The sequence below is a fragment of the Streptomyces sp. NPDC014907 genome (genome assembly GCF_055562975.1).
Genome location: NZ_JBVHEG010000003.1, coordinates 259,296 through 282,686, shown reverse-complemented (window position 1 = coordinate 282,686; position 23,391 = coordinate 259,296). Strand labels below are relative to the sequence as shown.

The window sequence follows — 23,391 nt, the reverse complement described above, 5'->3', positions numbered from 1 at the left end:
GGACTTCGCCAGGCCGGGCCTCGCAGAGCCCGCCCAGTGGGCCGGAGCGGACGGGACCGGGGCGGACGGCCCGGGCCCGGCGGGCCCGGCGAGCCCGGTGACCGGTTCCGCGTGCCGTCAGACCGTGCGGAGCAGGACGGCGGGCTGTTCGACGCAGTCCGCCACGTACCTCAGGAAACCGCCGGCCGTACCGCCGTCGCAGACGCGGTGGTCGAAGGTGAGCGAGAGCTGCACCACCTGGCGGACGGCGAGCTCGCCCCGGTGCACCCAGGGCTTGGGGACGATCCGGCCGACACCGAGCATGGCGGCCTCGGGGTGGTTGACGATCGGTGTGGAACCGTCCACCCCGAACACCCCGTAGTTGTTGAGCGTGAACGTGCCGCCCGTCAGGTCGGCCGGGGTGAGCGCGGACTGCCGGGCGGCCTCGGTCAGGCGCCCGAACTCCTCCGTCAGCGACTCCGCCGTCCGCCGCCCCGCGTCCTTGACCACGGGGACGACCAGGCCGCGCGGGGTCTGGGCGGCGAAACCGAGGTGCACGTCCGGCAGGCGGACGATCTCCCGGGCGGCGGTGTCGACCGTGGAGTTCAGCTCGGGGAAGCGGGCCAGGGCATGGACGCAGATCCGGGCGAGGAGCGCGAGCAGCGAGATCTTCGGTCCGCCCGCCGCGTTCATCGCCGCCCGCGCCGCCATCAGCTCGGTGGCGTCGGCGTCGACCCAGCACGTCGCGTCCGGGATCTCCGTACGGCTGCGGGACAGCTTGTCCGCCACCGCGCCCCGGAGCCCGCGCAGCGGAATCCGCTCCACGCCCGGAGCGGCGCCGGAAGGGACCGGGGCGGAAGGAGCGGGGGAGGAAAGGACGGGGGTGGAGGGGGCGGTCTCGTCGCCGGTGGGCGCCGCCGGGGCCGCGAGGGCCAGCTCGACGTCGGCCCGCAGGATCAGCCCCTCGGGCCCCGAGCCGCGCACCTGCCGCAGGTCGAGCCCCCCGTCCCTGGCCAGCTTCCGCACGAGCGGCGAGATGACGGGCACGGGCCCCCGGTGTCCGTCGGCGGTCCCGGCCACCGGCGCGGGCACGGGAGCGACCGCCGGCGCGGGAGCCACCGGCGCGGGTGCGGGTGCCACCGCCGTCCGGACGGGGTCCGGGGACGCCGGCCGGACCCGGCGGCGCCGGGCGGCGGGCCCGGCGGTGCCGTAGCCGACCAGCACGTTGCCCGAGTACTCCGAGGAGACGGCGGAGTCGGCGGCGGTCTCCGGGGCGGGGGCCGCGGGCTCCGGCTCCCCGGCACCCCCCACGGCGACCGTCAGGAGCGGCGCCCCGACCGGCAGTTCGGTGCCCTCCTCGCCGTACCGGGCGGTGACGACACCGCCGTACGGGCAGGGCACCTCGACCACGGCCTTGGCCGTCTCGACCTCGACGACCGGCTGGTCCACGGCGACCACGTCGCCGACGGCCACCAGCCAGCGCACGATCTCGGCCTCGGTCAGCCCCTCACCGAGGTCGGGCAGCTTGAATTCGAGAACCCGGGCCATCAGTTGTCCGCCTCCCACTGGAGTCGCGCCACCGCGTCCAGGACCCGGTCCACGCCGGGCAGATGGTGCCGCTCCAGCATCGGCGGCGGGTACGGGATGTCGAAGCCCGCGACCCGCAGCACCGGCGCCTCCAGGTGGTGGAAGCAGCGTTCGGTCACCCGGGCGGCGATCTCCGCGCCGGGACCGCCGAAACCGGTCGACTCGTGGACCACGACCGCGCGTCCGGTGCGCCGCACCGAGGCGCAGACGGTCTCCTCGTCGAACGGCACGAGCGAGCGCAGGTCGACGACCTCCAGGTCCCAGCCCTCTGCCTGCGCGGCCTCCGCCGCCTCCAGGCAGACCGGCAGGGAGGGGCCGTAGGTGATCAGGGTGGCCCCGGTCCCCCGCCGCCGTACGACGGCCCGGCCGATCGGCTCGACGGCGGCGGGCGCCTCCGGGGACCAGTCGGACTTGGACCAGTAGAGCCGCTTGGGCTCCAGGAAGACCACGGGGTCGTCGGAGGCGATGGCCGCGCGCAGCAGGCCGTAGGCGTCCTCGACGGTGGCCGGGGTGACGACGTGGAGGCCCGGGGTGGCCGTGTAGTAGGCCTCGGAGGAGTCGCTGTGGTGCTCGACGCCGCCGATGCCGCCGCCGTACGGGACGCGGATGACGAGGGGCATCGGCATCGTGCCGCGCGTGCGGTTGCGCATGCGCGCCACGTGGGAGATCAGCTGCTCGAACGCCGGGTAGGCGAAGGCGTCGAACTGCATCTCCACGACCGGCCGCAGGCCGTACATGGCCATGCCGACGGCCGTGCCGAGGATGCCGGCCTCGGCGAGCGGGGTGTCCGTGCAGCGGTCCTCGCCGAACTCGGCGGCGAGTCCGTCGGTGACGCGGAAGACGCCGCCGAGGGTGCCGACGTCCTCGCCCATCACGTGGACGGACGGGTCCTCGGCCATGGCGTCGCGCATGGCCCGCTGGAGCGCCTGGGCCATCGTGGCGGGTTTGGCCCTCCCGGCCTTCCCGCCGGTTCCGGCCGTCCCGGGGCCGGTCGTCGCGGTCGTCATCACGCCTCACCCTCGGCTTCGAGCTCGGCGCGCAGCTGCGTCGCCTGTTCGCGCAGTTGCGCGGTCTGCTCCGCGTACACGTGGGCGAAGAGGTCCATCGGGTCGAGCACCGGGTCGGCGTTCATCCGTTCGCGCAGGTCCGCGGCCATCGTCTCGGCGGCCTCGGCCGCCGCGCGCCTGCCGTCCTCGTCCAGCAGGCCGCGCTCCGTCAGTTCCCGTTCGAGGAGGAGGACCGGGTCGTGCGCCCGCCAGGTCTCGACCTCGGCGGCCTCGCGGTAGCGGGTGGCGTCGTCGGCGTTGGTGTGGGCGTCGATCCGGTAGGTGACGGCCTCGACCAGGGTCGGCCCGCCGCCGCGCCGCGCGCGGGCCACGGCCTCGGTGAGCACCTGGTGGACGGCGACCGCGTCGTTGCCGTCCACGAGCCGGCCGGGCATGCCGTACCCGACGGCCTTGTGGGCGAGGGAGGGCGCGGCGGTCTGCTTGGCGAGCGGCACGGAGATCGCGAATCCGTTGTTCTGGACGAGGAAGACCACGGGCGCCTGCCACACGGCCGCGAAGTTCAGCGCCTCGTGGAAGTCGCCCTCGCTGGTGCCGCCGTCGCCGACCATGGCGAGGGCGACGACGTCGTCGCCCTTGAGGCGGGCGGCGTGGGCGAGGCCCACCGCGTGCGGGAGCTGGGTGGCCAGGGGCGTGCAGAGCGGCGCGATCCGGTGCTCGTGCGGGTCGTAACCGGTGTGCCAGTCGCCGCGCAGCAGGGTCAGGGCCTGGACGGGGTCGAGCCCGCGGGCGACCGCCGCCAGGGTGTCGCGGTACGAGGGGAAGAGCCAGTCCCGGTCCTCCAGGGCCATCGCGGCGGCGATCTCGCACGCCTCCTGGCCGGTGGTGGACGGGTACACGGCGAGGCGGCCCTGCTTGGTGAGCGCGGTGGCCTGCGTGTTGTAGCGGCGGCCCCGGACCAGTTCCGCGTACAGCCTCAGCAGCAGCGCGGGGTCGGAGTCGGCCACGGCGTCCGTGCCGAGCACGCGCAGCGGCTCGGCGTCGGGCAGCAGCGGGGCGGGATCGGTGCGCGGCTGCCATGCCGGCGGGGTGGTCCGGTGGGCGCGTGCGGCACCGGGCGGCTCTTGGACTGTCGAACTGCGCTGTCGCAACGAGTCCACCTCCTCGTGGGAGCGGGCATGACACCCGAAGACGGGCGGCGCGAGTGTGGTGCGCCTCACCTACCGATTGTTCGGTCGTGGAGGCATTTTGGCTACAGGCACCTCCAGCCTGTGGACAAACGGTTCTCCACAGCCTGGGATAGGGGCAGGTCGTCCACCGGGGAAAGGCGGGGGCACATGGCGGATGAACAAATGGCCGACGGGCGGGACCAGGCGGCCCGCCCGGCGCCCGCGCCGTCGGCCCCGGCCCTCCCCGCCCGCCCGCTGGACGCCGTCGACCGCGACATCCTGCGCATCCTGCAGTCGGACGGGCGCGCCTCGATCCGCTCCGTGGCCGAACGGGTGCACGTCTCCCGGGCCAACGCCTACGCGCGGATCAACCGGCTCGTCGACGACGGCGTGATCCGCGGTTTCAGCGCGCGCGTCAACCACGAGCGGGCGGGCCACGGCGCCTCCGCCTACATCACGCTCAAGATCGTCCAGAACTCCTGGCGGACCGTGCGCGAACAGCTCCAGGACCTGCCGGGGGCCGCGCACATCGCGCTGGTCAGCGGTGACTTCGACGTCCTGCTCCTGGTGCACACCCCGGACAACCGGACCCTGCGCGAGCTGGTGCTCACCAGGCTCCAGTCGATCCCGGAGGTGCTCTCCACCCGGACCCTGCTCGTCTTCGAGGAGACCGACGTCGACCCGGACCACGGAGAGGCCCGGCCGGCGCCACCCCGGACCACGGGGGCCTGACCGGCGCCGCCCCTGGCCACGGGACCCGACAGCAGGAGGACCCGGCCGCAGGAGGACCCGGCCACGGGAAGGCACGGCCACGGGAAGGCCAGGCTTCCGGACCCCGGCTGCAAGGAAACCGGGGCCCGGGGAGGGGGCCGCCAGAGGCCGGCCGGCCTGGGGGCCGTTCGGGGGACGTCAGGCCGTCCGGGGACACCGGGGTCAGGGGGACACCAGGGCCGTTCAGGGGACGCCGGGGGCGTTCAGGGGCCGTCGGGGGCCGTCCGCAGCCCGTCGAAGGCCAGCCGGGCGACGGTCTCGGCCAGCTGCTCCCGCTCCGCCGCGGAGTCCTGCTGCGGCCGGTACCACTCCACCAGCGAATTGATCATTCCGAAGAGGAGCCGGGTCGCGAGCCGGATGTCCACGTCCGCCCGCAGGTCGCCCTCGGCGGCCGCCGCCTTCAGCAGGTCGGCCACCCGGTGGTCGAACTCGCGGCGCCGCTCCATCGCCCACCGCTCGGTGCCGGTGTTGCCGCGCACCCGCAGCAGCAGCGTCACGTACGGCAGCTCCGCGATCAGCACCTCGACGGTGCGGCGCGTGACGTACTCGACCCGCTCGACGGCCCGGCCCCGCCCGGCCCCCGGCTCGTCGAGGATCGCGAACAGGCCGTCGAGCGCCCGGCTGACGGCCCGCCGCAGCAGCTCCTCCTTGCCGGTCACGTGGTGGTAGATCGACGACTTGGAGATGCCCGCCGCCTTCGACAGGTGCTCCATCGACGTGCCGTCGTAACCGCGCTCGTTGAAGATCCGCACCGCGACCGAGAGCAGCGTCTCGGGGGTGTACGTGTCGCGCTTCGCCGTGGTCATCAGGAGTCCTTCCCCGCCCGGGCTTCCTCGTCGTACGCCCGGCGCACGAGGCCGGTGCTCGGCGCGTACCGCCCCGTCGGGTACCACTCGTGCAGCGTCCCGAGCAGGTCGCGCACGCGCTGGTGGCCGATCCTCGCGGCCCACTCCAGCGGTCCGGCCGGATAGTTGACCCCGAGCCGCATCGCCGTGTCGACGTCCTCGGCGGTGGCGACCCCGCGGTCGACCGCGTCGACCGCGAGATCGGCCAGCATCGCGACCGTGCGGGCGACGATCATGCCGGGCACGTCGCCGATCACGGACACCCTCTTGCCGAGTGCCTGGAAGAGGCCCGCCGCCCCGGCCAGCCTCTCCGGCGCGATGTCCTCCCGGGCGGAGAGGACGATCCGGTCCGCGCGCGCGTAGTCGAAGGCCAGGTCGAAGAGGACGACGTTCTCACGGTCGTGCTCGAAGGCGGGCTCCCCGTCCGTGAGCGTCAGCGCGGTGCCGTCCGGCAGTTCGATGAAACCGCTGCCGATCGCGCGCCGCCGGACCGTGATCCCGGCCTCCTCGAAGAGCCCCACCAGCGGCTCGGCCGGTCCCAGGTCGCCCCGGACGGTGACCCTCGCGGGCGCCTCCGCCGGGGGCGCCGTGTGCGGCTCGGGCCGCTCGGCGCCCTCCGCGTAGGAGAACCAGCCGTGCCCGGTCTTGCGGCCGAGGCGCCCCGACTCGACGAGCCGGCGCTGCGCGAGCGACGGGGTGAACTTGGGGTCGTGGTGGAAGGACTCCCACACCGACCGGGTGACGGCCTCGTTCACGTCCTGGCCGATCAGGTCGGTCAGCTCGAACGGGCCCATGCGGAAGCCGCCGCTCTCGCGCAGGGCCGCGTCGAGGGTGGCCGGATCGGCCCCGCCCTCCTCGTGGACCCGCAGCGCCTCGGCGTAGAAGGGGCGGGCGATCCGGTTCACGAGGAAGCCGGGGGTGTCCGCGCAGCGCACCGGGGTCTTGCCCCAGCCCTTCACCGTCGCGTACGCGCGCGTGGCGGTGTCCGGGTCGGTGGCGAAGCCGCTGACGACCTCGACGAGGGGGAGCAGCGGCGCCGGGTTGAAGAAGTGCAGGCCGACGAAGCGGCCGGGGAGGCGGAGGGCTCCCGCGACGGCGGTGACGGAGAGGGAGGAGGTGTTCGTGGCCAGGACGGCGTCGTCCCCGACGACCTCCTCCAGGTCCGCGAAGAGCCGCCGCTTGACCTGGAGGTCCTCGACGACCGCCTCGATCACGAGGGCGGCGTCCGCCAGTTCGGCGAGTTCCGCCGCCGCGTGCAGCCGCCCGGCGGCCTCCTCGCGCGCGCCGGCGTCCAGGCGCCCCTTCTCCACGAGGCGGTCCAGGCGGGCGGTGAGGGCGGCCACGGCCTCTCCGGCCCGGCCGGGGGCGCTGTCGTAGAGGCGCACGGGGTGGCCGGCGACCAGCGCGACCTGGGCGATCCCCTGTCCCATGGTCCCGGTGCCGACGACGGCGACGGTGCGGTGCCGCTCCACGGCGGACTCCCGCTCCGGGGCTTCCGCGCGGTCCTGTTCCCCGGCCCGCTCGGCGGCGGTCTCACTGGCGGTCACGTCGTCGTTCCCCCTGACGGTCACGTTGGCGCTCATGGGGGTGATCCTCCCCGATGGGTTTTCCACAGGTTCGACGGGCCCCCTTGTCCCGACCGATCGTTCGGTTACTCTAACTCCGTACGCGTCTCCCTGCCCAGCTCGACGAGGAGTTGGTCCATCCATGGCCACCGTCCAGCCGACCACCGACCGTCTGGCCGAGAAGCACCGGCCCACGCTCGACCAGGCACTCGACACCATCCGCACCCGTGCCTACTGGTCGCCGCATCCCGAACACCCGAAGGCGTACGGGTCGGACGGCTCGCTCGACGCGGCGGCGGGCCTCGCCGCGTACCGGGCCCTGCTGCACACCCGTTTCGAGCTGGACCAGCCCGGTACGGACGGCTGGACCGGCGGTGAGGTCTCGCCGTACGGCCCGGAGCTGGGCGTCGAGTACCCGCACGCCGACCTCGACGTCCTGCTCCCCGCCATGCGCGCGGGGACGGGCGCCTGGCGGGACGCCGGGGCCGAGGCCCGTGCCCTGGTCTGCCTGGAGATCCTGGCCAGGATCTCCGCCCGCACCCACGAGTTCGCCCACGCCGTCATGCACACCAGCGGGCAGGCGTTCATGATGGCGTTCCAGGCCGGCGGCCCGCACGCCCAGGACCGGGGCCTGGAGGCCGTGGCGTACGCGTACGCGGAACAGACCCGCACCCCCGCCGGGCGGGCCGGCTGGTCCAAGCCGCAGGGCAAGCGCGACCCCCTGGAGCTGAGCAAGGAGTTCACCCCGGTCGGCCGGGGCGTCGCCCTGGTGATCGGCTGCAACACCTTCCCCACGTGGAACGGCTACCCGGGCCTGTTCGCCTCCCTCGCCACCGGCAACCCGGTCCTGGTCAAGCCCCACCCCCGCGCGGTCCTGCCGCTCGCGCTCACCGTCCGGATCGCCCGCGAGGTCCTGGCCGAGACGGGCTTCGACCCGAACCTGGTGGCGCTCGCCGCCGAGCGCCCCGGCGAGGGGATCGCCAAGACGCTGGCCGTGCGCCCGGAGATCCGGATCATCGACTACACCGGCTCGACCGCCTTCGGCGACTGGCTGGAGGCCAATGCCCGCCAGGCCCAGGTCTACACCGAGAAGGCCGGTGTCAACTCGGTCGTGGTGGACTCCACCGACGACTACAGGGGCATGCTGTCCAACCTGGCCTTCTCGCTGTCCCTCTACAGCGGTCAGATGTGCACCACCCCGCAGAACCTGCTGATCCCCCGCGACGGCATCGCCACCGACCAGGGGCCCAAGTCGTACGACGAGGTGGTGGCCGACCTCGCGGCGGCGATCGACGGTCTGCTCGGGGACGACGCCCGCGCCAACGGCCTGCTCGGCGCCCTGGTCAACCCGGACGTGAAGGCGCGCCTGGAGGCCGCAGCCGGGCTCGGGGAGGTGGCGCTCGCCTCCCGCGAGGTGGCCAACCCGGAGTTCCCGGACGCCGTGGTCCGCACCCCGCTCGTCGTGAAGCTGGACGGGTCCAAGCCGGAGGCCCAGGACGCGTACTTCTCGGAGTGCTTCGGCCCCGTCTCCTTCGCCGTCGCGGTGGACTCCACCGCCGACGCCCTGGAGCTGCTGCGGCGCACGGTCCGCGAGAAGGGCGCGATGACGGTCGGCGCGTACACGACCTCGACGGAGACCGAGCGGGCGGTGGAGGAGGTGTGCCTGGAGGAGGCGGCCCAGCTCTCGCTGAACCTGACGGGCGGGGTGTACGTGAACCAGACGGCCGCGTTCTCCGACTTCCACGGCTCCGGCGGGAACCCGGCAGCGAACGCGGCCCTGTGCGACGGCGCCTTCGTCGCCAACCGCTTCCGGGTGGTGGAGGTCCGCCGCCAGGCCTGAGTCCGCGGGCGGCGGGGCCCGGTGGGGCCCCGCCGCCTCAGGGAGTACCGATCTCGGCGTACCGCTGGATCCACGCGTGCATGGCGATGGCGGCGGCCGCCCCCGCGTTGATCGAGCGGGTCGATCCGAACTGGGCGATCGAGCAGACCATCTCCACGTGGGCGCGGGCCTCCTCGGTGAGCCCGGGGCCCTCCTGGCCGAAGAGCAGCACGCAGCGGCGCGGGAGGACGGTCCGTTCCAGCGGTACGGCTCCGGGCAGGTTGTCGATGCCGATGACGGGCAGGCCCTCGGCCGCCGCCCACGAGGTCAGCGACCCGGTGTCCGGATGATGGCGGACGTGCTGGTAGCGGTCGGTCACCATGGCGCCCCGCCGGTTCCAGCGGCGCCGGCCCACGATGTGGACCTCCTTCGCCAGGAAGGCGTTGGCGGTCCGTACCACCGAGCCGATGTTGAAGTCGTGGCCCCAGTTCTCCACCGCCACGTGGAAGTCGTGGCGGCGGGTGTCCAGGTCGGCGACGACCGCCTCGCGGGTCCAGTAGCGGTAGCGGTCGACGACGTTGCGCCGGTCGCCGCCGGCCAGCAGCTCGGGGTCGTACTGCTCGCCCCGGGGCCACGGCTCCGGGTGCGGCCCGACGCCGACCTCGGGACCGAACCCCTCGTCGTACTGGACCGGCTCCCCGGCCGTCCCGGACCCGGCCGTCCCCGGCCCGTTCCCGGGCTTCTCTTCGGTGGTGCTCACCCGACGAGGGTACGGGGGTCCCGCTCCTCACCCGTACGGCGCTGCCCGGGCAGCTTCCCGCCCGGCGACCGCCGCGACAGCCGGTCCCGGCCCCCGGCCGCCCGGGAGCCCAGGGCCACCAGGAAGGCCGTCGGGAGGAAGACGGCGTCGGCGGAGATCATCGCGAGCGAGAAGGCCGGCAGTCCGAGGAGCAGGGCGATCCCGGCGTGCTCCAGCATCATCACCACGAGGAGGGCGTTCTTGACCTTGCGGTTGAAGAGCGTGAAGGGGAAGGCGACCTGGACGATCACCGTCCCGTAGGACAGCACCATCACCATGATCCCGCTGGAGGCGAGCAGTTCGGAGAGGGCGGGCCAGGGGGTGAAGTAGTCGAGGTGGAGGGGGTAGAACAGCGCGGTGCCGTCCTGCCAGCGCGACCCCTGGACCTTGTACCAGCCGGCCGTGGCGTAGATCAGGCAGACCTCCGCCATGAGCACGAGGAGGGCGGCGTTGTGGGCGAGGTTCGCGAAGGCGTCGAGCAGGACGCGCGGCTCCCCGGGGGCGCGCCGGCACACCAGCCACCACAGCGCGTTCCCCAGCCAGAGCACCCACAGCAGCACCGTGACCCACCATTCGCCGGTGACGTCGCCGAACCGGGTGACGGCCATGAGGAAGCCGCCGAGCACGGTCCACAGCAGCGGGCCCGTGAGGTCGCGGCGCGGGGGATCTCCGGCACGGGCGGCGCGGTCCTCGCGGGCCGCCCGGCGGGCGTCGAGGGACCAGACCCGGCCGCACCGGACGAGGACGAGGTAGATCGAGGCGAGGTGGAGGACGTTGTCGCCGCCGTCGCCCACGAACACCGAGCGGTTCTGGAGCGACAGGACCCCGACCATGAAGACCACGGACACGGCCCGGGTGCGCCAGCCCACCAGGAGCAGCGCGGCGGAGAGCACCGCGAGCCCGTAGACGCACTCGAACCAGAGCCGGCCGTCCGTCCACAGGAGCACGGTGAAGGAGCGGTTCTCGGCGATCAGGCGGCGGGCGAGGTCCCAGGACCAGGGGCCGTCGGGGCCGTACAGCTCCCGCCGGTGCGGCAGCTCCCGCAGCAGGAAGAGCAGCCAGGTCAGCGAGAAGCCGATCCGGACGATCGCGGCCTGGTGGGGGCCGAGGGGGCGGCCGGTGACGGTCTGGACGGCGCGGGCGAGCCGGCGGTCGACGGGTTCACGGGTACGCGCGCGCGGGGGGACGGTCGCGGGGTCCGGCCGGGGTGCCGCGTCCGGGGCGGTCATCGGGTCGCCTCCGTGCGGTCCCGGCCGGACCCGGCGGGCCGGTCGGCGTCGGTGATCCGCCACCACGGGAAGGGGCGGTAGGCGGGGGAGGGCTCCGGCCGCACGGCCTCCCCCGCGCTCCCGCCGTCCCCGGTGTTCCACGGGGGCGCGGGGACGGGCCGGGTCACGGTGCGGAGCTGGACGCGCCGCACGTCGGAGCCTTCGAGGGAGGGAAGGCCGTCGAGCCGGAGCATCACGATGCGGCGCATGTACTCCTCCGAGAGCCGACCGCGCGTTCCGTGGGGCCGCAGGTCGTCGGAGTGCGAGTTGACGTAGAAGTCGACGGCCCTGCGGAGCTGGTTCTGCCGGGTGTGGCTGGGCATCGGGTTGTGGAGGACCGCCTCGACGTCCCGGGCGGTGAGGTCGATCCAGCCGGTGGTCCGGTGGCCGTCGCCGGCGGCGACCTCGGCGCGGACCTCGACCGAGACGTTCTGCTGGAGCGGGTTGGGCGCGAAGAGCTTCCAGTTCTGCTCGAACTCGGGGTAGATCCAGTCGTCCACGGCCTGGCCGTGCCGCTTGGTCAGCGTGTTGGACGGTGCCACGTGCAGGAAGACCATCGCCAGGTGGACGCAGGCGAACACCCCGGCGACGGCCAGCGCGACCGCGACGACCACCTGGTACGGCAGGGACAGGGCCGCGATGCCGGCTCCGGGGGGCAGGGCGCCGTCCCCGGGGGCCGGGGCGTCCGGCTGGGCGGCCGAAGGCTCCGGGAGGGCCGGGGGCGGATTCTCCGGCTCCGGCCGCCGGTCGTCGCCTCCCGTCCCGGCCGCGTCCTTCTCGACGTACGCGTCCATCCCGCCCCGCCCCCGCCTTCGGCTGCCTCGGTCGTCCACAGGGTTGACACCATACGGGCCGCCGACTCACCATTGGAGTCATTCAACCGAACGATCGGTCGGTAGGGGATTCGATGACCGCAATGACGGCAGGGACGGCAGGTGGTGCGGGCGCGCCCGGCACGGCGGGAGCGGCCGAGGCGGCGGAGCAGGCCGCCCGCGAGGCCGTGTTCGACGCCGCCGTCGCCGCCGACGAGCGCATCGAACCGCGCGACTGGATGCCCGAGGCCTACCGCGCCTCGCTCGTCCGCCAGATCGCCCAGCACGCCCACTCCGAGATCATCGGCATGCAGCCCGAGGCGAACTGGATCACCCGCGCGCCCTCGCTGCGGCGCAAGGCGATCCTGATGGCCAAGGTGCAGGACGAGGCCGGTCACGGCCTGTACCTGTACAGCGCGGCGGAGACGCTGGGCGCCGACCGGGACGACCTGCTCGACAAGCTCCACACCGGCCGCCAGAAGTACTCCTCGATCTTCAACTACCCCACGCTGACCTGGGCCGACGTCGGCGCGATCGGCTGGCTGGTGGACGGCGCCGCGATCACCAACCAGGTCCCCCTGTGCCGCTGCTCCTACGGCCCCTACGCCCGCGCGATGGTCCGGGTCTGCAAGGAGGAGTCCTTCCACCAGCGGCAGGGGTACGAGGCGCTGCTCGCCCTGTCGAACGGCACCGAGGCCCAGCACGCCATGGCGCAGGACGCGGTGAACCGCTGGTGGTGGCCCTCGCTGATGATGTTCGGCCCGCCGGACGACGAGTCGACCCACACCGCCCGGGCGATGGCCTGGAAGATCAAGCGCCACACCAACGACGAACTGCGGCAGCGCTTCGTGGACATCGCCGCCCCGCAGGCCGAGGCGCTCGGCCTCACCCTCCCCGACCCCGACCTGCGGTGGAACGAGGAGCGGGGGCACTACGACTTCGGCCCGATCGACTGGACCGAGTTCTGGGACGTCCTCAAGGGCAACGGCCCCTGCAACGAGCAGCGGCTGAGCAGGCGGCGCCGGGCCCACGAGGACGGCGCCTGGGTCAGGGAAGCGGCGGCGGCCCACGCGGAGAAGCACAACGGGAAGCACCGGGAGGCACAGGGATGACGAGCGACGGTTGGCCGCTGTGGGAGGTGTTCGTGCGCTCCCGCCGCGGACTGTCCCACACCCACGCGGGCAGTCTCCACGCGCCCGACGCGGAGATGGCGCTGCGCAACGCCCGCGACCTGTACACCCGCAGGAGCGAGGGCGTCTCCCTCTGGGTCGTGCCCTCCGCGGCGATCACCGCCTCCTCGCCGGACGAGAAGGACCCCTTCTTCGATCCGGCCGCGGACAAGCCCTACCGCCACCCGACCTTCTACGAGATCCCGGAGGGGGTGAAGCACCTGTGAGCACCCCCGACACGCGCGAGGACTCCGACGGGCGGGCCTCGGCCGACGCCCCGGACACCCGTGGAGGCCCCGGTCCCGCGTTCACCGGCGCGGCCCTCGCCCTGGGCGACGACGCCCTCGTCCTCTCCCACCGCCTGGGCGAGTGGGCCGGTTCCGCCCCCGTCCTGGAGGAGGAGGTCGCCCTGGCCAACATCGCCCTCGACCTGCTCGGACAGGCCCGCGTCCTGCTCTCCCTCGTCGGCGACGAGGACGAACTGGCCTACCTCCGGGAGGAGCGCGCCTTCCGGAACGTCCAGCTCGTCGAGCAGCCGAACGGGGACTTCGCCCACACCATCGCCCGGCAGCTGTACTTCTCCACCTACCAGCGGCTCCTGTACGGCCGGCTGGCCTCCGGCGACGGCCCCTTCGCCGGCCTCGCGGCCAAGGCCGTCAAGGAGGTCGCCTACCACCAGGACCACGCCGAGCAGTGGACGCTGCGCCTCGGCGACGGCACCGCCGAGAGCCACGAGCGGATGAGCCGGGCCTGCGACGCCCTGTGGCGGTACACGGGCGAACTGTTCCAGCCCGTCGAAGGGCTCGGCGCGGACCCCGCGGAGCTGGAGAGCGCCTGGCTGGAATCGGTGACGGACGTCCTCGGAAGGGCCACGCTCGCCGTGCCCTCCGGGCCGCGCACCGGCGCCTGGAGCGCGGGCGCGGGCCGGCAGGGACTGCACACCGAGTCCTTCGGGCGGATGCTCGCCGAGATGCAGCACCTGCACCGCAGCCACCCGGGGGCGTCGTGGTGACCATGACGGCCCTGGAGGAGGAGCTGAGCCGGGTCGCCGGCGCCGTCCCCGACCCGGAGCTTCCCGTCCTCACCCTGGAGGAGCTGGGGGTCGTGCGGGGCGTCCACGTGACCGGCCCCGGCCGGGTCGAGGTCACCCTCACCCCGACCTACACGGGCTGTCCGGCGATCGAGGCCATGTCCTCGGACATCGAGCGCGCGCTCCACGAGCACGGGGTCCCGGAGGTCTCCGTCGTCACGGTCCTCGCCCCCGCCTGGTCCACCGACGACATCAGCGAGGAGGGGCGGCGCAAGCTCACCGAGTTCGGCATCGCCCCGCCCCGCCCGCAGGGCCCTCCCGGCGGGCCCGTGCCGTTGACCCTGGCGATCCGCTGCCCCCACTGCGGTTCCACCGACACCGAACTGCTGAGCCGTTTCTCCTCCACCGCGTGCAAGGCACTGCGCCGCTGCACCGCCTGTCGCGAACCGTTCGACCACTTCAAGGAGTTGTAGATGGTGTCCTCAGGCGCCGGACGGGCCGGGTTCCATCCGCTCAGGGTGAGCGGGGTCGAGCGGCTCACGGACGACTCGGTGGCCGTCACCTTCGCGGTTCCGCCCGAGCTCCAGGAGGCCTACCGGCACGTGCCCGGCCAGCACCTCGCCCTGCGGCGCACCGGCGAACGGGACGAGGAGGTCCGGCGCACGTACTCGATCTGCGCTCCGGCCGCCCCGGCCGGCGAGCCCCCCGTGCTGCGCGTCGGCATCCGGCTCGTGGACGGCGGCGCGTTCTCGACGTACGCGCTCAAGGAACTGGCCGTCGGGCACCTGGTCGACGTCATGGAGCCCCGCGGCCGTTTCACGCTCGCCCCGCGCCCCGGCCGCTTCGCGGCCGTCGTCGGCGGCAGCGGCATCACTCCGGTCCTGTCGATGGCGGCCACCCTGCTCGCCCGCGAGCCGGAGGCCCGGTTCTGCCTGGTCCGGAGCGACCGCACCGCCGCGTCCACGATGTTCCTGGACGAGGTGGCCGACCTCAAGGACCGCTACCCCGACCGGTTCCAGCTGGTCACCGTGCTCTCCCGGGAGGAGCAGCAGGCCGGGCTGCCGTCCGGCAGGCTCGACCGCGACCGCCTCACCGCGCTGCTCCCCGCGCTGCTGCCGGTCGGCGACGTCGACGGCTGGTTCCTCTGCGGCCCGTTCGGGCTGGTGCAGGACGCCGAGCGGGCCCTGCGGGACCTGGGGGTCGACCGGGGCCGGATCCACCAGGAGATCTTCCACGTGGACGACGGCTCCGCGACCGTGGTGGCCCCGGCGGCCGACGCCCCCGCGCACGCCACGCTGACCGCGACCCTGCACGGCCGTTCCGGCACCTGGCCGGTGGAGCGGGGCGAGACGCTCCTCGACACCGTGCTCCGGGCCCGCGCGGACGCCCCGTACGCCTGCAAGGGCGGGGTGTGCGGCACCTGCCGCGCCTTCGTCGTCGACGGAGAGGTGCGGATGGACCGCAACTTCGCCCTGGAACCGGAGGAGACCGACGCCGGATACGTCCTGGCCTGCCAGTCCCGGCCCGTCACCGCCGGGGTGGAGCTGGACTTCGACCGCTGACGGCTCCTCCCGCCGACGGCATCCCGGCGGGCCGCCCCGGCCGCCCACACGGTGCCGGGGCCTCCGGGGGAAGAAGTTCGGGGAAGGAAGGCCGGGCGACGAAGGTCAGAGGACGAAGGCCGGGCTGCCGTTCTCCGTCACCATCGGGCGCCCTGCGCCCTCCCAGGCGAGCATCCCGCCGTCGATGTTCACCGCGTCGAAGCCCTGCTGGACCAGGTACTGCGTGACCTGGGCCGACCGGCCGCCGACCCGGCACATCACATGGGCCCGGCCGTGCTCGGCGATGGCCTCCGTGACCTCGCCGAAGCGGGCCACGAAGTCGCTCATCGGCACGTGCACGGCGCCTTCGACATGACCGGCGGCCCACTCGTTGTCCTCCCTGACGTCCAGCACCAGGGCATCGGCGGGCACGGATGCCGCGTCCACCGAGGGCAGCGGGGAGACGTTCATGGGACCGGCCTTCTCTCGTCGGAGCCACCCGGAGGAACCCGGGCTCACGGAAAAACCTACTGCACGAGTCCGGACAGCTCGTTCTCCCGCTCGGCGACCTGCGCGAGCAGCTGCTCCGCGATCTCTTCCAGGAGCCGGTCCGGGTCGTCCGGCGCCATCCGCAGCATCGCGCCGATCGCGCTCTCCTCCAGCTCGCGCGCCACCGCCGACAGCATGTCCTTGCGTTCCGCCAGCCACTCCAGGCGGGCGTAGAGCTCCTCGCTCTCGCTGAGCCGCTCCTCGGCCGGCACCGGGCCGGCCTCCCACTCGGCGGACAGTTCCCGCAGCAGCGCCTCGTCCCCCCGGGCGTAGGCGGCGTTCACCCGGGTGATGAACTCCTCGCGCCGCTTCCGCTCGTCCTCCTCGCGGGCCAGGTCCGGATGGGCCTTGCGAGCCAGCTCGCGGTAGAGCCTGCGGGCCTCCTCGCCGGGCCGGACCCGCTTCGGCGGCTGCACCGGCCGGCCGGTGAGCATCGCCGCCGCCTCGGGGGAGAGGCCGTCGGTGTCGGCCCAGTCGTGGAACAGTTCCTCCACCCCGGGCATCGGCAGGACCGCCGCCCGGGCCTCCCTCGCCCGCCGCAGGTCCTCCGCGTCACCGGTGCGGGCCGCCCGGGCCTCGGCGATCAGCGCCTCCAGCTCGTCGAGGCGCGCGTACATCGGGCCGAGCTTCTGGTGGTGCAGCCGGGAGAAGTTCTCCACCTCGACCCGGAAGGTCTCGACGGCGATCTCGAACTCGATCAGCGCCTGCTCGGCCACCCGCACGGCACGTTCGAGACGCGCCTCGGGCCGCTCGTCGGCCCCGGCCTCGGGGGCGGTGCCGGTGCCGGATCCGGTGCCGACGCCCTCGTCCGCCCCGGCCTGCGGGCCTCCCCCGGCGTCCGCGTCCGTGTTCGCGTTCGTGTCCGGCTGCGCCTCCGGCTGTGTGTCGGCCGCGCCGCCGACCGCGTTCTCGACGCTCTCCTGGCCCTGGTCCACGTCGCTGTCCTCGTTCCGGGTCGTCACCCTCCCAGCGTAAGGGGCCGCCGTCCCCCTCCCGGCCGGACGTCAGACGCCGGGTTCGGCCGCCACCCGGCCGGAACGGACGGCGGAGAGCAGGTCGGCGTGGTCGGCGGTGACACGGTCCGCGTACAGGACGGCGAAGGAGGCGACGGCCTCGTCCAGCTCCTCGTTCTTTCCGCAGTAACCGGATATCAGGCGCGGGTCGGCACTGTGGGCGTGGGCACGGGCGAGCAGGGCCCCGGTCATCCTGCCGTAGTCGTCGAGCTGGCCGGCGGTGAGCGCGGCGGGGTCGACGCTGCCCTTGCGGTTGCGGAACTGGCGCACCTGGAACGGGCGCCCGTCGACCGTGGTCCAGCCGAGCAGGTGATCGCTGACGACCTGCATCCGCTTCTGCCCGAGCACCACGCGCCTTCCCTCGTGGCTCGCGTCCTTCACCGTGAAGCCGGCCGCCGGCAGATGGGGCAGCAGGGCCGAGGGGCGGGCCTCCTTGACCTGGAGCACCAGCGGCTCGCCCCGGTGGTCGAGGAGCAGGACCACGTAGGAGCGGGTGCCGACGCTACCGGTTCCGACCACCCGGAAGGCCACGTCGTGGACGGCGTACCGGGCGAGGAGCGGCAGCCGGTCCTCGGACACGGTCTCCAGGTACGGGCCGAGGGACGCGGCGACCCGGGCCGCTTCGGCGTCCGGGACCCGGCGCAGTACCGGGGGAGCGTCGACGAACCTGCGGCCGCCTCCCTCGGAGTCCGGCACGGCCTCGGTCGACCGGGCGGCGAACCGGGCACTGGTGTTGTTGCGCGCCTTGGCGGAGACCCGCTCCAGAATACCGGCGAGGTCGCGGGCGTCGGCGTGGGAGACGAGTTCCTCGTCGGCGATCGCGTTCCAGGCGTCGTGGGCGGGGAGCCGGGCGAGCAGGCGCATGGTGCGCCGGTAGGCGCCGACGGTGTCGAGGGCCGCGGCCCGGCAGACGTCCTCGCTCGCTCCGATCTCCCGGCCGGCGAGGACGAAGGAGGTGGCGAGCCGCTTGAGGTCCCACTCCCAGGGTCCGACGACGGTCTCGTCGAAGTCGTTGAGGTCCATGACGAGCCCGCCGCGGGCGTCCCCGTAGAGGCCGAAGTTGGCCGCGTGCGCGTCACCGCATATCTGGGCCGCGATCCCGGTGACGGGGGTGCCGACGAGGTCCCGCGCCATCAGCCCGGCGGAACCGCGCAGGAAGGCGAAGGGGCTCGCGGCCATCCTGCCCACCCGTATCGGCGTCAGTTCGGGGACCCGGCCGAGGTTCGACTCCTCGACGGCGCGCACGGCGTCCGGCCGGCCGGTCGGAAGGCCCTGCCGGTCGTGCGAGGAACGGGGGACGCGCTCGCGCAGTTTCCTGCCCAGCTCCCTGGGAGAGGTCCCGGCTCCCGCGACCGGCCGGCGGGCGAACCCCGGCACGTACGGGACGCGCCCCTCGTTGGGCATGCCGTCCGGCGACCCGCCCGCCCTCTCGTCCGGTGCTCCGTCCGTACCCCGTTGTTCCGGCACGACGGCCCTGATCACGTCCATGGGACGCCCTCCCCCGATGCGATGTCCACCATCGTTCGGCCCGACGGTACCTCCGTGGCCGGGTCGGCCGCCTCCCCTGTGGACAAGCCCCTGTGGACAAGTCCTCAGACCGCGACGGCCTCCTCCATCTCCTCCTCGGCCGCCTCATTCGAACCGGCCCCGTTCCCGGTCTTTCCGCGTTCGCCGGCCGCCGTGGCGGCCGGCGTCCCGGCGGCCGTCCTCCCCCGGCGGGACTCCGTGAGACCGGCGAGGACGACGAGGGCGACGCCGACGAGGAGCCAGAGGGCGAGGACGAGGACGTTCCCGCCGAGGGCGTGGCCGTCGAAGTACACGTGGGCGCGCACGCCCTCGATGAAGCCGGCGCCGTTCCAGAAGGCGTGCAGCGCACCGAAGAAGCCGGGCTGGAGCTCGGGGCGGTAGATGCCGCCGGAGCTCGTGAAGTTGAGCATGACGAAGAGCACCATCACGCCGAGCGTGGTCCAGCGGCGCAGGAAGGTGTGCAGGCCGACGCCGACCATCAGGATGCCCGCCGCGTACAGCCAGGACATCGCCCACACCCCGCCGAGTCCCCGGTCGACCAGGTGGAAGACCGGCCCGGCGAAGAGGGTGCCGATCAGGCTGACGACGAGGGACATCCCGGCGGCGAGGAGGGCCCTGATCCGCATGGGCAGGGCGGCTCCGGCGCCGCCGATGACGGCGACCGAGGCGTACGCGCCGATGCTGAGGGCGACGAGGAGGAAGAAGACTCCCTGGCCGGTGGGGTCGCCGGAGGCGGTGGGGGCGACGTCGGTGACCTTCAGCGGGGCGTCCTGCGCGGCGGCGACCTTGGTGAACACCTTCTCGACCGCCATGGCGCTGGTGTCGGAGGAGCCGGAGGCGACGAGGAGCTCGGGCTTCTCGCCGGGGAGGTAGGCACCGAAGCTGTGCTGCTCGCGCAGCGCGGTGACGGCGCTCTCCCGGTCGGCGACGGTACGGACGTCGAGGGCGCCCGCGCCCTTGTCCTGGAGCGACTGGGCGAGGACCTGGGTCGCGGGACCGGAGCCGACGACATCGACGCGCAGGTCGTGGGGCGCGGGGGCGTGGAAGGCGCCGAGGTAGGCGAGTCCCATGCCGACACACATCAGCAGGGGGGTGAGCAGATGCCCGAGGACATGCTTCAACGCACCCTTCGTGTTCGGTCCTGAGGACACCGAGACCTCCATGGTTGGCTTTTACAACTAAAGAACCGTTGTACTATACAACTGAAAGGCCGTGGTGGGCGACCAGCGTCCGCACGACGACGAGGGAGCCACCATGACCGGCGGCACGCGACCACCCCGCGAAGCGTCCCTGGACGTCATCCAGCGCGAACTGACGGCCTTCGCCCGCCGGGCCCGCGCGGCCGCGGCTCAGGTCCATCCCGAGCTCCCGCTCGTCTCCTACACCCTCCTCGCCCACATCGAGGAGCGGCGGGGCTGCCGCGCCACCGATCTCGCGGCCCACTACCTGCTGGACAAGTCGACGGTCAGCCGTCAGGTCGCCGGCCTGGAGAAACTGGGCTTCGTCGAGCGACGCCCGGCCCCCGACGACCACCGCGTACAGGTCCTGCACGCCACGGAGGCGGGCACGAGGGTCCTCGCCTCGGCCCGGACGAACCGCCGCGCCGCCTACCAGGAGCGGCTCAAGGACTGGTCGGCCGAGGACCTGGCTCTCTTCGCCACGTACCTGCTCCGCTACAACGGCACTGGTCCCGGCGAGACCGCCGGTCACAGCGATACCGGTCACGAGGGGACCGCCGGCGGCGGCACCGGTCACGAGGGGACCGCCGGTCGCGGTGAGGACTCTCGTGACGGCACCGGCCCCGACGACACCGGCGCGAGCCGCCCCCCGGGCCGCCCCTCGCGCTGACGGGCCCCGCTTCGGACCGGAGCCCCCGACGCCCCCGCCTCCCGGCCCCTACAGACCCGCGTCCCGGGCCAGGAGGGCCGCCTGGACCCGGTTCTCGCAGTCCAGCTTGGCCAGGATGCGGCTCACGTACGTCTTCACCGTGGCCTCGCTCATGTGCAACCGCTTCCCCGCGTCCGCGTTGGAGAGCCCTTCCCCGAGCAGCGCGAGGACGTCCCGTTCCTTCTCGCTCAACGCCGCCACCCGCCCCCGCGCCTCCTCGGCGCGGGCCGCCTCCCGGCCCGTGGCGAGCCGCTCGACCACGTGACGGGTCGCCGCCGGGGACAGATAGGCGTCCCCCGCCGCGGCCGCCCGCACCGCTCCGATCAGTTCCGCGGGCGCCGTGTCCTTGAGGAGGAAGCCGGCGCCTCCGTGTTCGAGCGCCCGCAGCACGTTCTCCCGCTCGCCGAAGGTGGTCAGGACGACGACCCGGGCCGAGGGCGCCGCCCTCCGCAGCTCCGGGAGCGCCGAGAGGCCGTCGAGAACCGGCATCTGGATGTCGAGCAGCACCACGTCGGCGGCGTGCGCCCGCGCCGCCTCGACCGCCGCCCGTCCGTCGGCCGCCTCCCCGACGACCTCGATCTCCGGGTCGGAGGTGAGGATCATCCGGATTCCGGCCCTGATCAACGGCTCGTCGTCGGCGATCACGACTCTGATGCGCTGCCCTGCCACAGCCACTCCCCCACGACTCCGGTACGAGCAGTCGGCACTATCTCTGCTCGACCGTGTACGACTTCTTCTCGATCAGCTTGCCGTCCTTGAAGCAGAACCGGAAAACGGGTTCCTCCTCGAAGTTCTCCCCCAGTTCCGAGGACATCAGCACCAGGCAGTCGGCCCCCTGCGGCCGCGCGGGCCCCGAATTCGCCAGGCCCGCCGTGGCTATCGTCTCGCCCGACGGCAGCCGGTCCCGGACCTCCCGTTCGTCCGCTCCGACCCGCACCGCCTCGTACTCGGCGGGATCGATCATCCCGTCCTTCAGCGAACCCATCAGGAAGTAGAGGGCGAAGCCGCCCGCCACCACGAGCAGGACGAACGCCGCGAACGCGATCCCGCAACCGAGCGCGACCGCCCCGCCCCTGCTCCTGTTCCCGCGCACCGCCATCGCCAGCTCCCGCTCCGTGAACGTCCAGTCGGCCGGTCCGACCGCGACCGGACGACCATCGCCCGCCAGCGGCTTCGTGGTCTGCTGCCGGAAGTCGTCGGCCGCGTCGACCAAAGGCGCGGCCTCCGCGACCGGCGCCGCCCCGTACGGCAGCATCCCGGCCACCCGGAACCCGCCGCCGTCGGCCGGGCCCGCGTGGCACATGCCGCCCACCAGGCGGGCCCGCTCGACGAGCCCGGTCAGTCCCTGCCCGCCGCTCACCACGTCCTCCGCCGGTCCGTCCGCCGGTTCCCCGTTGACGACCTCCACCACGAAGGTGTCCGGCTCGTACCGCAGCTCGACGCCGATCGGGGCCCCCGGCGCGTACTTGTAGGCGTTGGTCAGGGCCTCCTGGACGATCCGGTACGCGGCGTGGTCGGCCGCCGGCGCGAGCGGCCGTTCCTCCCCGGCCCGTCGCAGCCCGACCTCGGTCCCCGCCGCCCGGGCCGCCGCCACGAGCCCTTCGATGCCGGCGATGCCCCGGGCCGCCCGCCCCGTCCCGTCCCCCGCCCGCACGGGCGCGGAAGGCCCGTCCGCCGTCCCGGCGCCGTCGCGGAGTATCCCGACGACCTCCCGCAGCTCGTGCATCGCGGTCACCGACGCGTTCCGCAGGACGCCGACCACTTCGCGCTGGCGGTCGCCCAGCTCCCGGTCCACTTCCAGGGCACCCGTGTGCACGGCGATCAGCGCCAGCTGGTGGCCGAGGCTGTCGTGCATGTCCTGGGCGATCCGCTGCCGCTCCCGCAGCCGTGCCTGCCAGGCCACCATGGCCCGCTCGCGCAGCAGTTGGGCGTTGCGCTCCTGGAGGGCGTGCAGCAGGGTCCGCCGCTGGGTCCAGTAACGGTGGGCGAGTCCGGGGGCCAGGGTGGTCGCCAGGTAGTAGAGCGTCCCCATGAAGGCGACCGTGAGGAGCCGCTGTTGGTCCCAGGTCTCCAGGAGCGTCCCCCCGACGTCGAGGACGTAGGCGGCGATGAACGCCGCCAGTGCCCGGCCGGCTCCCGCGACGTACCGCCCGGCCGACCAGCCGACCACGAGCAGCAGCGGCCCGAACCCGGGGACGAAGGGGGCGAGGGCCGCCGTCAGGACGAGCACGCTCACGGGCAGCCGGCGCCGCAGCAACGACAGGACGGCGGCACCGACGGCGACCCCGGCGAGCCACCACCCCTCGCCGCCCAGCAGTTCCTCGGTCCCCGCCCCCAGCAGCCCCACGACCACGGCGAGCGCCACCTCGCCGGTGGTCCTGCGCCCCGACCACTGCCCGGGCACGGCGAACCAGGCCCACCCCGCGGCGAGTAGGGCACCGATCCCGTACGCGCTCCGGCTCTCCGACTTCGGCATAGCGTCCACGCTCGCACCCTAGGGACGGGCCCCGCCCCCGGCCTTCCCCCTTTCGTCTCGCCCGCCCACGACGAAGGTCGCGCCCCACGGCTCCGCACCCCACGCCCCGAGGGCACGGGACACCAGGACACAGGGACACCGGGACACCGGGGAATCACCGACACCCGCTCGCCGAAGCGCCGCCGGAGAAGGCCCTGTTGCCTGTGGAGTACCTCACACCAGGGCTGGGCAAGGGCAGGCAGGAGCCGCACAAGGCCCGGAAAACCAAGAAGGTCGGCACCGTCTTGACGGTACCGACCTTCTCCTGGTTACTACTGGAGCGATGCTCCTGGTGCGCGAGGGGGGAGTTGAACCCCCACGCCCTTTCGGGCACTGGAACCTGAATCCAGCGCGTCTGCCTATTCCGCCACCCGCGCATTGGGTGTGCTCCGGGCTCTCTCACTTGCGGTGCGAGCGCCTGGCGACATCAGAAGATTAGCACGTCGCGAGCCTTGGATTCACATCCGTTGTTTCGGCACCGCTCGCGGAGTCCAGGGTCAGGGAGTGACAGAAGGACGGTCGGGGGTAGGGCCCAGCGGAGG

21 protein-coding genes, 1 tRNA gene and 1 pseudogene are annotated in these 23,391 nt (G+C 73.6%); 8 read left to right on the top strand and 15 right to left on the bottom strand.

Annotated elements, in window-relative coordinates; translation table 11 throughout:
* Nucleotides 1–117: 117 nt before the first annotated feature.
* The 3 genes from ACZ3IL_RS10470 to pdhA are packed head-to-tail and all read right to left on the bottom strand — an operon-like array spanning nucleotide 118 to nucleotide 3,730.
* Nucleotides 118–1,527 (bottom strand): dihydrolipoamide acetyltransferase family protein, encoded by a 1,410-nt coding sequence (locus ACZ3IL_RS10470; protein WP_467388630.1) that lies wholly within the window; start codon nucleotides 1,525–1,527, stop codon nucleotides 118–120.
* Entirely contained in the window at nucleotides 1,527–2,573 is a 1,047-nt protein-coding gene (locus tag ACZ3IL_RS10465; RefSeq protein WP_467388628.1) for an alpha-ketoacid dehydrogenase subunit beta, read from the bottom strand. Before ACZ3IL_RS10465 ends, ACZ3IL_RS10470 begins: the two co-directional genes overlap by 1 nt.
* The gene (gene pdhA, locus ACZ3IL_RS10460; protein ID WP_467389282.1) at nucleotides 2,573–3,730 is read right to left on the bottom strand and encodes a pyruvate dehydrogenase (acetyl-transferring) E1 component subunit alpha; all 1,158 of its coding nucleotides are present in this window, start codon (nucleotides 3,728–3,730) and stop codon (nucleotides 2,573–2,575) included. Before pdhA ends, ACZ3IL_RS10465 begins: the two co-directional genes overlap by 1 nt.
* 177 nt (nucleotides 3,731–3,907) lie before the next feature.
* On the opposite strand from pdhA, the gene ACZ3IL_RS10455 reads away from it, so the two are divergent.
* Entirely contained in the window at nucleotides 3,908–4,471 is a 564-nt protein-coding gene (locus tag ACZ3IL_RS10455; protein ID WP_467388626.1) for an Lrp/AsnC family transcriptional regulator, read from the top strand.
* Nucleotides 4,472–4,713: 242 nt separating this feature from the next.
* Here the strand turns inward: ACZ3IL_RS10455 and ACZ3IL_RS10450 are convergent, their stop codons facing one another.
* Together ACZ3IL_RS10450 and ACZ3IL_RS10445 are read right to left on the bottom strand one after the other, a co-directional pair.
* On the bottom strand, nucleotides 4,714–5,316 hold the full coding sequence (locus ACZ3IL_RS10450) for a TetR/AcrR family transcriptional regulator (protein ID WP_467388624.1): 603 nt from the start codon (nucleotides 5,314–5,316) through the stop codon (nucleotides 4,714–4,716).
* Nucleotides 5,316–6,938 carry a 3-hydroxyacyl-CoA dehydrogenase gene (locus ACZ3IL_RS10445; protein WP_467388622.1) on the bottom strand — a complete coding sequence of 541 codons (1,623 nt, stop codon included), beginning with the start codon at nucleotides 6,936–6,938 and terminating at the stop codon, nucleotides 5,316–5,318. The genes ACZ3IL_RS10450 and ACZ3IL_RS10445 overlap by 1 nt, the downstream gene beginning before the upstream one ends.
* Nucleotides 6,939–7,062: 124 nt before the next feature.
* Here ACZ3IL_RS10445 and paaN point away from each other — a divergent pair, with 124 nt between their 5' ends.
* Nucleotides 7,063–8,760, top strand: coding sequence for a phenylacetic acid degradation protein PaaN (gene paaN, locus ACZ3IL_RS10440; RefSeq protein WP_467388621.1), 1,698 nt, complete (start codon nucleotides 7,063–7,065; stop codon nucleotides 8,758–8,760).
* 37 nt (nucleotides 8,761–8,797) lie between these two features.
* Here the strand turns inward: paaN and ACZ3IL_RS10435 are convergent, their stop codons facing one another.
* The 3 genes from ACZ3IL_RS10435 to ACZ3IL_RS10425 are packed head-to-tail and all read right to left on the bottom strand — an operon-like array spanning nucleotide 8,798 to nucleotide 11,600.
* Nucleotides 8,798–9,499: a TrmH family RNA methyltransferase gene (locus ACZ3IL_RS10435; protein WP_467388619.1), complete on the bottom strand. Its 702-nt coding sequence runs from the start codon at nucleotides 9,497–9,499 to the stop codon at nucleotides 8,798–8,800.
* Entirely contained in the window at nucleotides 9,496–10,767 is a 1,272-nt protein-coding gene (locus ACZ3IL_RS10430) for an HTTM domain-containing protein (RefSeq protein WP_467388617.1), read from the bottom strand. Before ACZ3IL_RS10430 ends, ACZ3IL_RS10435 begins: the two co-directional genes overlap by 4 nt.
* Nucleotides 10,764–11,600, bottom strand: a complete 837-nt coding sequence (locus ACZ3IL_RS10425) for a DUF5819 family protein (RefSeq protein ID WP_467388615.1) — start codon at nucleotides 11,598–11,600, stop codon at nucleotides 10,764–10,766. The genes ACZ3IL_RS10430 and ACZ3IL_RS10425 overlap by 4 nt, the downstream gene beginning before the upstream one ends.
* Nucleotides 11,601–11,722: 122 nt before the next feature.
* On the opposite strand from ACZ3IL_RS10425, the gene paaA reads away from it, so the two are divergent.
* The 5 genes from paaA (at nucleotide 11,723) to ACZ3IL_RS10400 (ending at nucleotide 15,379) form a co-directional block, all read left to right on the top strand.
* The gene (gene paaA, locus ACZ3IL_RS10420; RefSeq protein ID WP_467388613.1) at nucleotides 11,723–12,730 is read left to right on the top strand and encodes a 1,2-phenylacetyl-CoA epoxidase subunit PaaA; all 1,008 of its coding nucleotides are present in this window, start codon (nucleotides 11,723–11,725) and stop codon (nucleotides 12,728–12,730) included.
* A complete protein-coding gene (paaB, locus tag ACZ3IL_RS10415) occupies nucleotides 12,727–13,014 on the top strand; it encodes a 1,2-phenylacetyl-CoA epoxidase subunit PaaB (RefSeq protein WP_467388611.1) in 288 nt (95 codons plus the stop codon). The genes paaA and paaB overlap by 4 nt, the downstream gene beginning before the upstream one ends.
* 101 nt (nucleotides 13,015–13,115) lie before the next feature.
* On the top strand, nucleotides 13,116–13,799 hold the full coding sequence (paaC, locus tag ACZ3IL_RS10410; RefSeq protein WP_467389280.1) for a 1,2-phenylacetyl-CoA epoxidase subunit PaaC: 684 nt from the start codon (nucleotides 13,116–13,118) through the stop codon (nucleotides 13,797–13,799).
* Nucleotides 13,793–14,290: a 1,2-phenylacetyl-CoA epoxidase subunit PaaD gene (gene paaD / locus ACZ3IL_RS10405; RefSeq protein ID WP_467388609.1), complete on the top strand. Its 498-nt coding sequence runs from the start codon at nucleotides 13,793–13,795 to the stop codon at nucleotides 14,288–14,290. Before paaC ends, paaD begins: the two co-directional genes overlap by 7 nt.
* On the top strand, nucleotides 14,291–15,379 hold the full coding sequence (locus tag ACZ3IL_RS10400; protein WP_467388607.1) for a 2Fe-2S iron-sulfur cluster-binding protein: 1,089 nt from the start codon (nucleotides 14,291–14,293) through the stop codon (nucleotides 15,377–15,379).
* A 105-nt stretch (nucleotides 15,380–15,484) separates the two neighbouring features.
* Here ACZ3IL_RS10400 and ACZ3IL_RS10395 read toward each other — a convergent pair whose 3' ends face one another.
* The 4 genes from ACZ3IL_RS10395 to ACZ3IL_RS10380 all read right to left on the bottom strand — a co-directional run bounded on the left by ACZ3IL_RS10395 (nucleotide 15,485) and on the right by ACZ3IL_RS10380 (nucleotide 19,610).
* Nucleotides 15,485–15,829, bottom strand: a complete 345-nt coding sequence (locus tag ACZ3IL_RS10395; RefSeq protein ID WP_467388605.1) for a rhodanese-like domain-containing protein — start codon at nucleotides 15,827–15,829, stop codon at nucleotides 15,485–15,487.
* A gap of 56 nt (nucleotides 15,830–15,885) precedes the next feature.
* Nucleotides 15,886–16,629, bottom strand: coding sequence for a hypothetical protein (locus tag ACZ3IL_RS10390; protein WP_467389278.1), 744 nt, complete (start codon nucleotides 16,627–16,629; stop codon nucleotides 15,886–15,888).
* A 282-nt stretch (nucleotides 16,630–16,911) separates the two neighbouring features.
* A complete protein-coding gene (locus ACZ3IL_RS10385) occupies nucleotides 16,912–18,408 on the bottom strand; it encodes a DUF2252 domain-containing protein (protein ID WP_467388603.1) in 1,497 nt (498 codons plus the stop codon).
* A gap of 104 nt (nucleotides 18,409–18,512) precedes the next feature.
* A complete protein-coding gene (locus tag ACZ3IL_RS10380) occupies nucleotides 18,513–19,610 on the bottom strand; it encodes an ABC-2 transporter permease (RefSeq protein WP_467388600.1) in 1,098 nt (365 codons plus the stop codon).
* 91 nt (nucleotides 19,611–19,701) lie between these two features.
* On the opposite strand from ACZ3IL_RS10380, the pseudogene ACZ3IL_RS10375 reads away from it, so the two are divergent.
* Nucleotides 19,702–20,136 (top strand): annotated as a pseudogene (locus tag ACZ3IL_RS10375) (MarR family winged helix-turn-helix transcriptional regulator); the annotation flags it as partial.
* Nucleotides 20,137–20,343: 207 nt separating this feature from the next.
* Here ACZ3IL_RS10375 and ACZ3IL_RS10370 read toward each other — a convergent pair.
* From ACZ3IL_RS10370 to ACZ3IL_RS10360, 3 genes are all read right to left on the bottom strand, one after another.
* A complete protein-coding gene (locus tag ACZ3IL_RS10370) occupies nucleotides 20,344–21,003 on the bottom strand; it encodes a response regulator transcription factor (protein WP_467388598.1) in 660 nt (219 codons plus the stop codon).
* Nucleotides 21,004–21,040: 37 nt separating this feature from the next.
* The gene (locus tag ACZ3IL_RS10365) at nucleotides 21,041–22,810 is read right to left on the bottom strand and encodes a sensor histidine kinase (RefSeq protein WP_467389277.1); all 1,770 of its coding nucleotides are present in this window, start codon (nucleotides 22,808–22,810) and stop codon (nucleotides 21,041–21,043) included.
* Between the two features lie 329 nt (nucleotides 22,811–23,139).
* Nucleotides 23,140–23,226, bottom strand: a tRNA-Leu gene (locus tag ACZ3IL_RS10360).
* Nucleotides 23,227–23,391 lie beyond the last annotated feature (165 nt).

What these genes read in the sequence shown, in the direction of transcription:
- ACZ3IL_RS10470 (WP_467388630.1), bottom strand. Translation starts at nt 1,527, where the DNA reads ATGGCCCGGGTTCTCGAATTCAAGCTGCCCGACCTCGGTGAGGGGCTG.
- ACZ3IL_RS10465 (WP_467388628.1), bottom strand. Translation starts at nt 2,573, where the DNA reads ATGACGACCGCGACGACCGGCCCCGGGACGGCCGGAACCGGCGGGAAG.
- ACZ3IL_RS10455 (WP_467388626.1), top strand. Translation starts at nt 3,908, where the DNA reads ATGGCGGATGAACAAATGGCCGACGGGCGGGACCAGGCGGCCCGCCCG.
- ACZ3IL_RS10450 (WP_467388624.1), bottom strand. Translation starts at nt 5,316, where the DNA reads ATGACCACGGCGAAGCGCGACACGTACACCCCCGAGACGCTGCTCTCG.
- ACZ3IL_RS10445 (WP_467388622.1), bottom strand. Translation starts at nt 6,938, where the DNA reads ATGAGCGCCAACGTGACCGTCAGGGGGAACGACGACGTGACCGCCAGT.
- paaN (WP_467388621.1), top strand. Translation starts at nt 7,063, where the DNA reads ATGGCCACCGTCCAGCCGACCACCGACCGTCTGGCCGAGAAGCACCGG.
- ACZ3IL_RS10430 (WP_467388617.1), bottom strand. Translation starts at nt 10,767, where the DNA reads ATGACCGCCCCGGACGCGGCACCCCGGCCGGACCCCGCGACCGTCCCC.
- ACZ3IL_RS10425 (WP_467388615.1), bottom strand. Translation starts at nt 11,600, where the DNA reads ATGGACGCGTACGTCGAGAAGGACGCGGCCGGGACGGGAGGCGACGAC.
- paaA (WP_467388613.1), top strand. Translation starts at nt 11,723, where the DNA reads ATGACGGCAGGGACGGCAGGTGGTGCGGGCGCGCCCGGCACGGCGGGA.
- paaB (WP_467388611.1), top strand. Translation starts at nt 12,727, where the DNA reads ATGACGAGCGACGGTTGGCCGCTGTGGGAGGTGTTCGTGCGCTCCCGC.
- ACZ3IL_RS10400 (WP_467388607.1), top strand. Translation starts at nt 14,291, where the DNA reads ATGGTGTCCTCAGGCGCCGGACGGGCCGGGTTCCATCCGCTCAGGGTG.
- ACZ3IL_RS10395 (WP_467388605.1), bottom strand. Translation starts at nt 15,829, where the DNA reads ATGAACGTCTCCCCGCTGCCCTCGGTGGACGCGGCATCCGTGCCCGCC.
- ACZ3IL_RS10385 (WP_467388603.1), bottom strand. Translation starts at nt 18,408, where the DNA reads ATGGACGTGATCAGGGCCGTCGTGCCGGAACAACGGGGTACGGACGGA.
- ACZ3IL_RS10380 (WP_467388600.1), bottom strand. Translation starts at nt 19,610, where the DNA reads ATGGAGGTCTCGGTGTCCTCAGGACCGAACACGAAGGGTGCGTTGAAG.
- ACZ3IL_RS10365 (WP_467389277.1), bottom strand. Translation starts at nt 22,810, where the DNA reads ATGCCGAAGTCGGAGAGCCGGAGCGCGTACGGGATCGGTGCCCTACTC.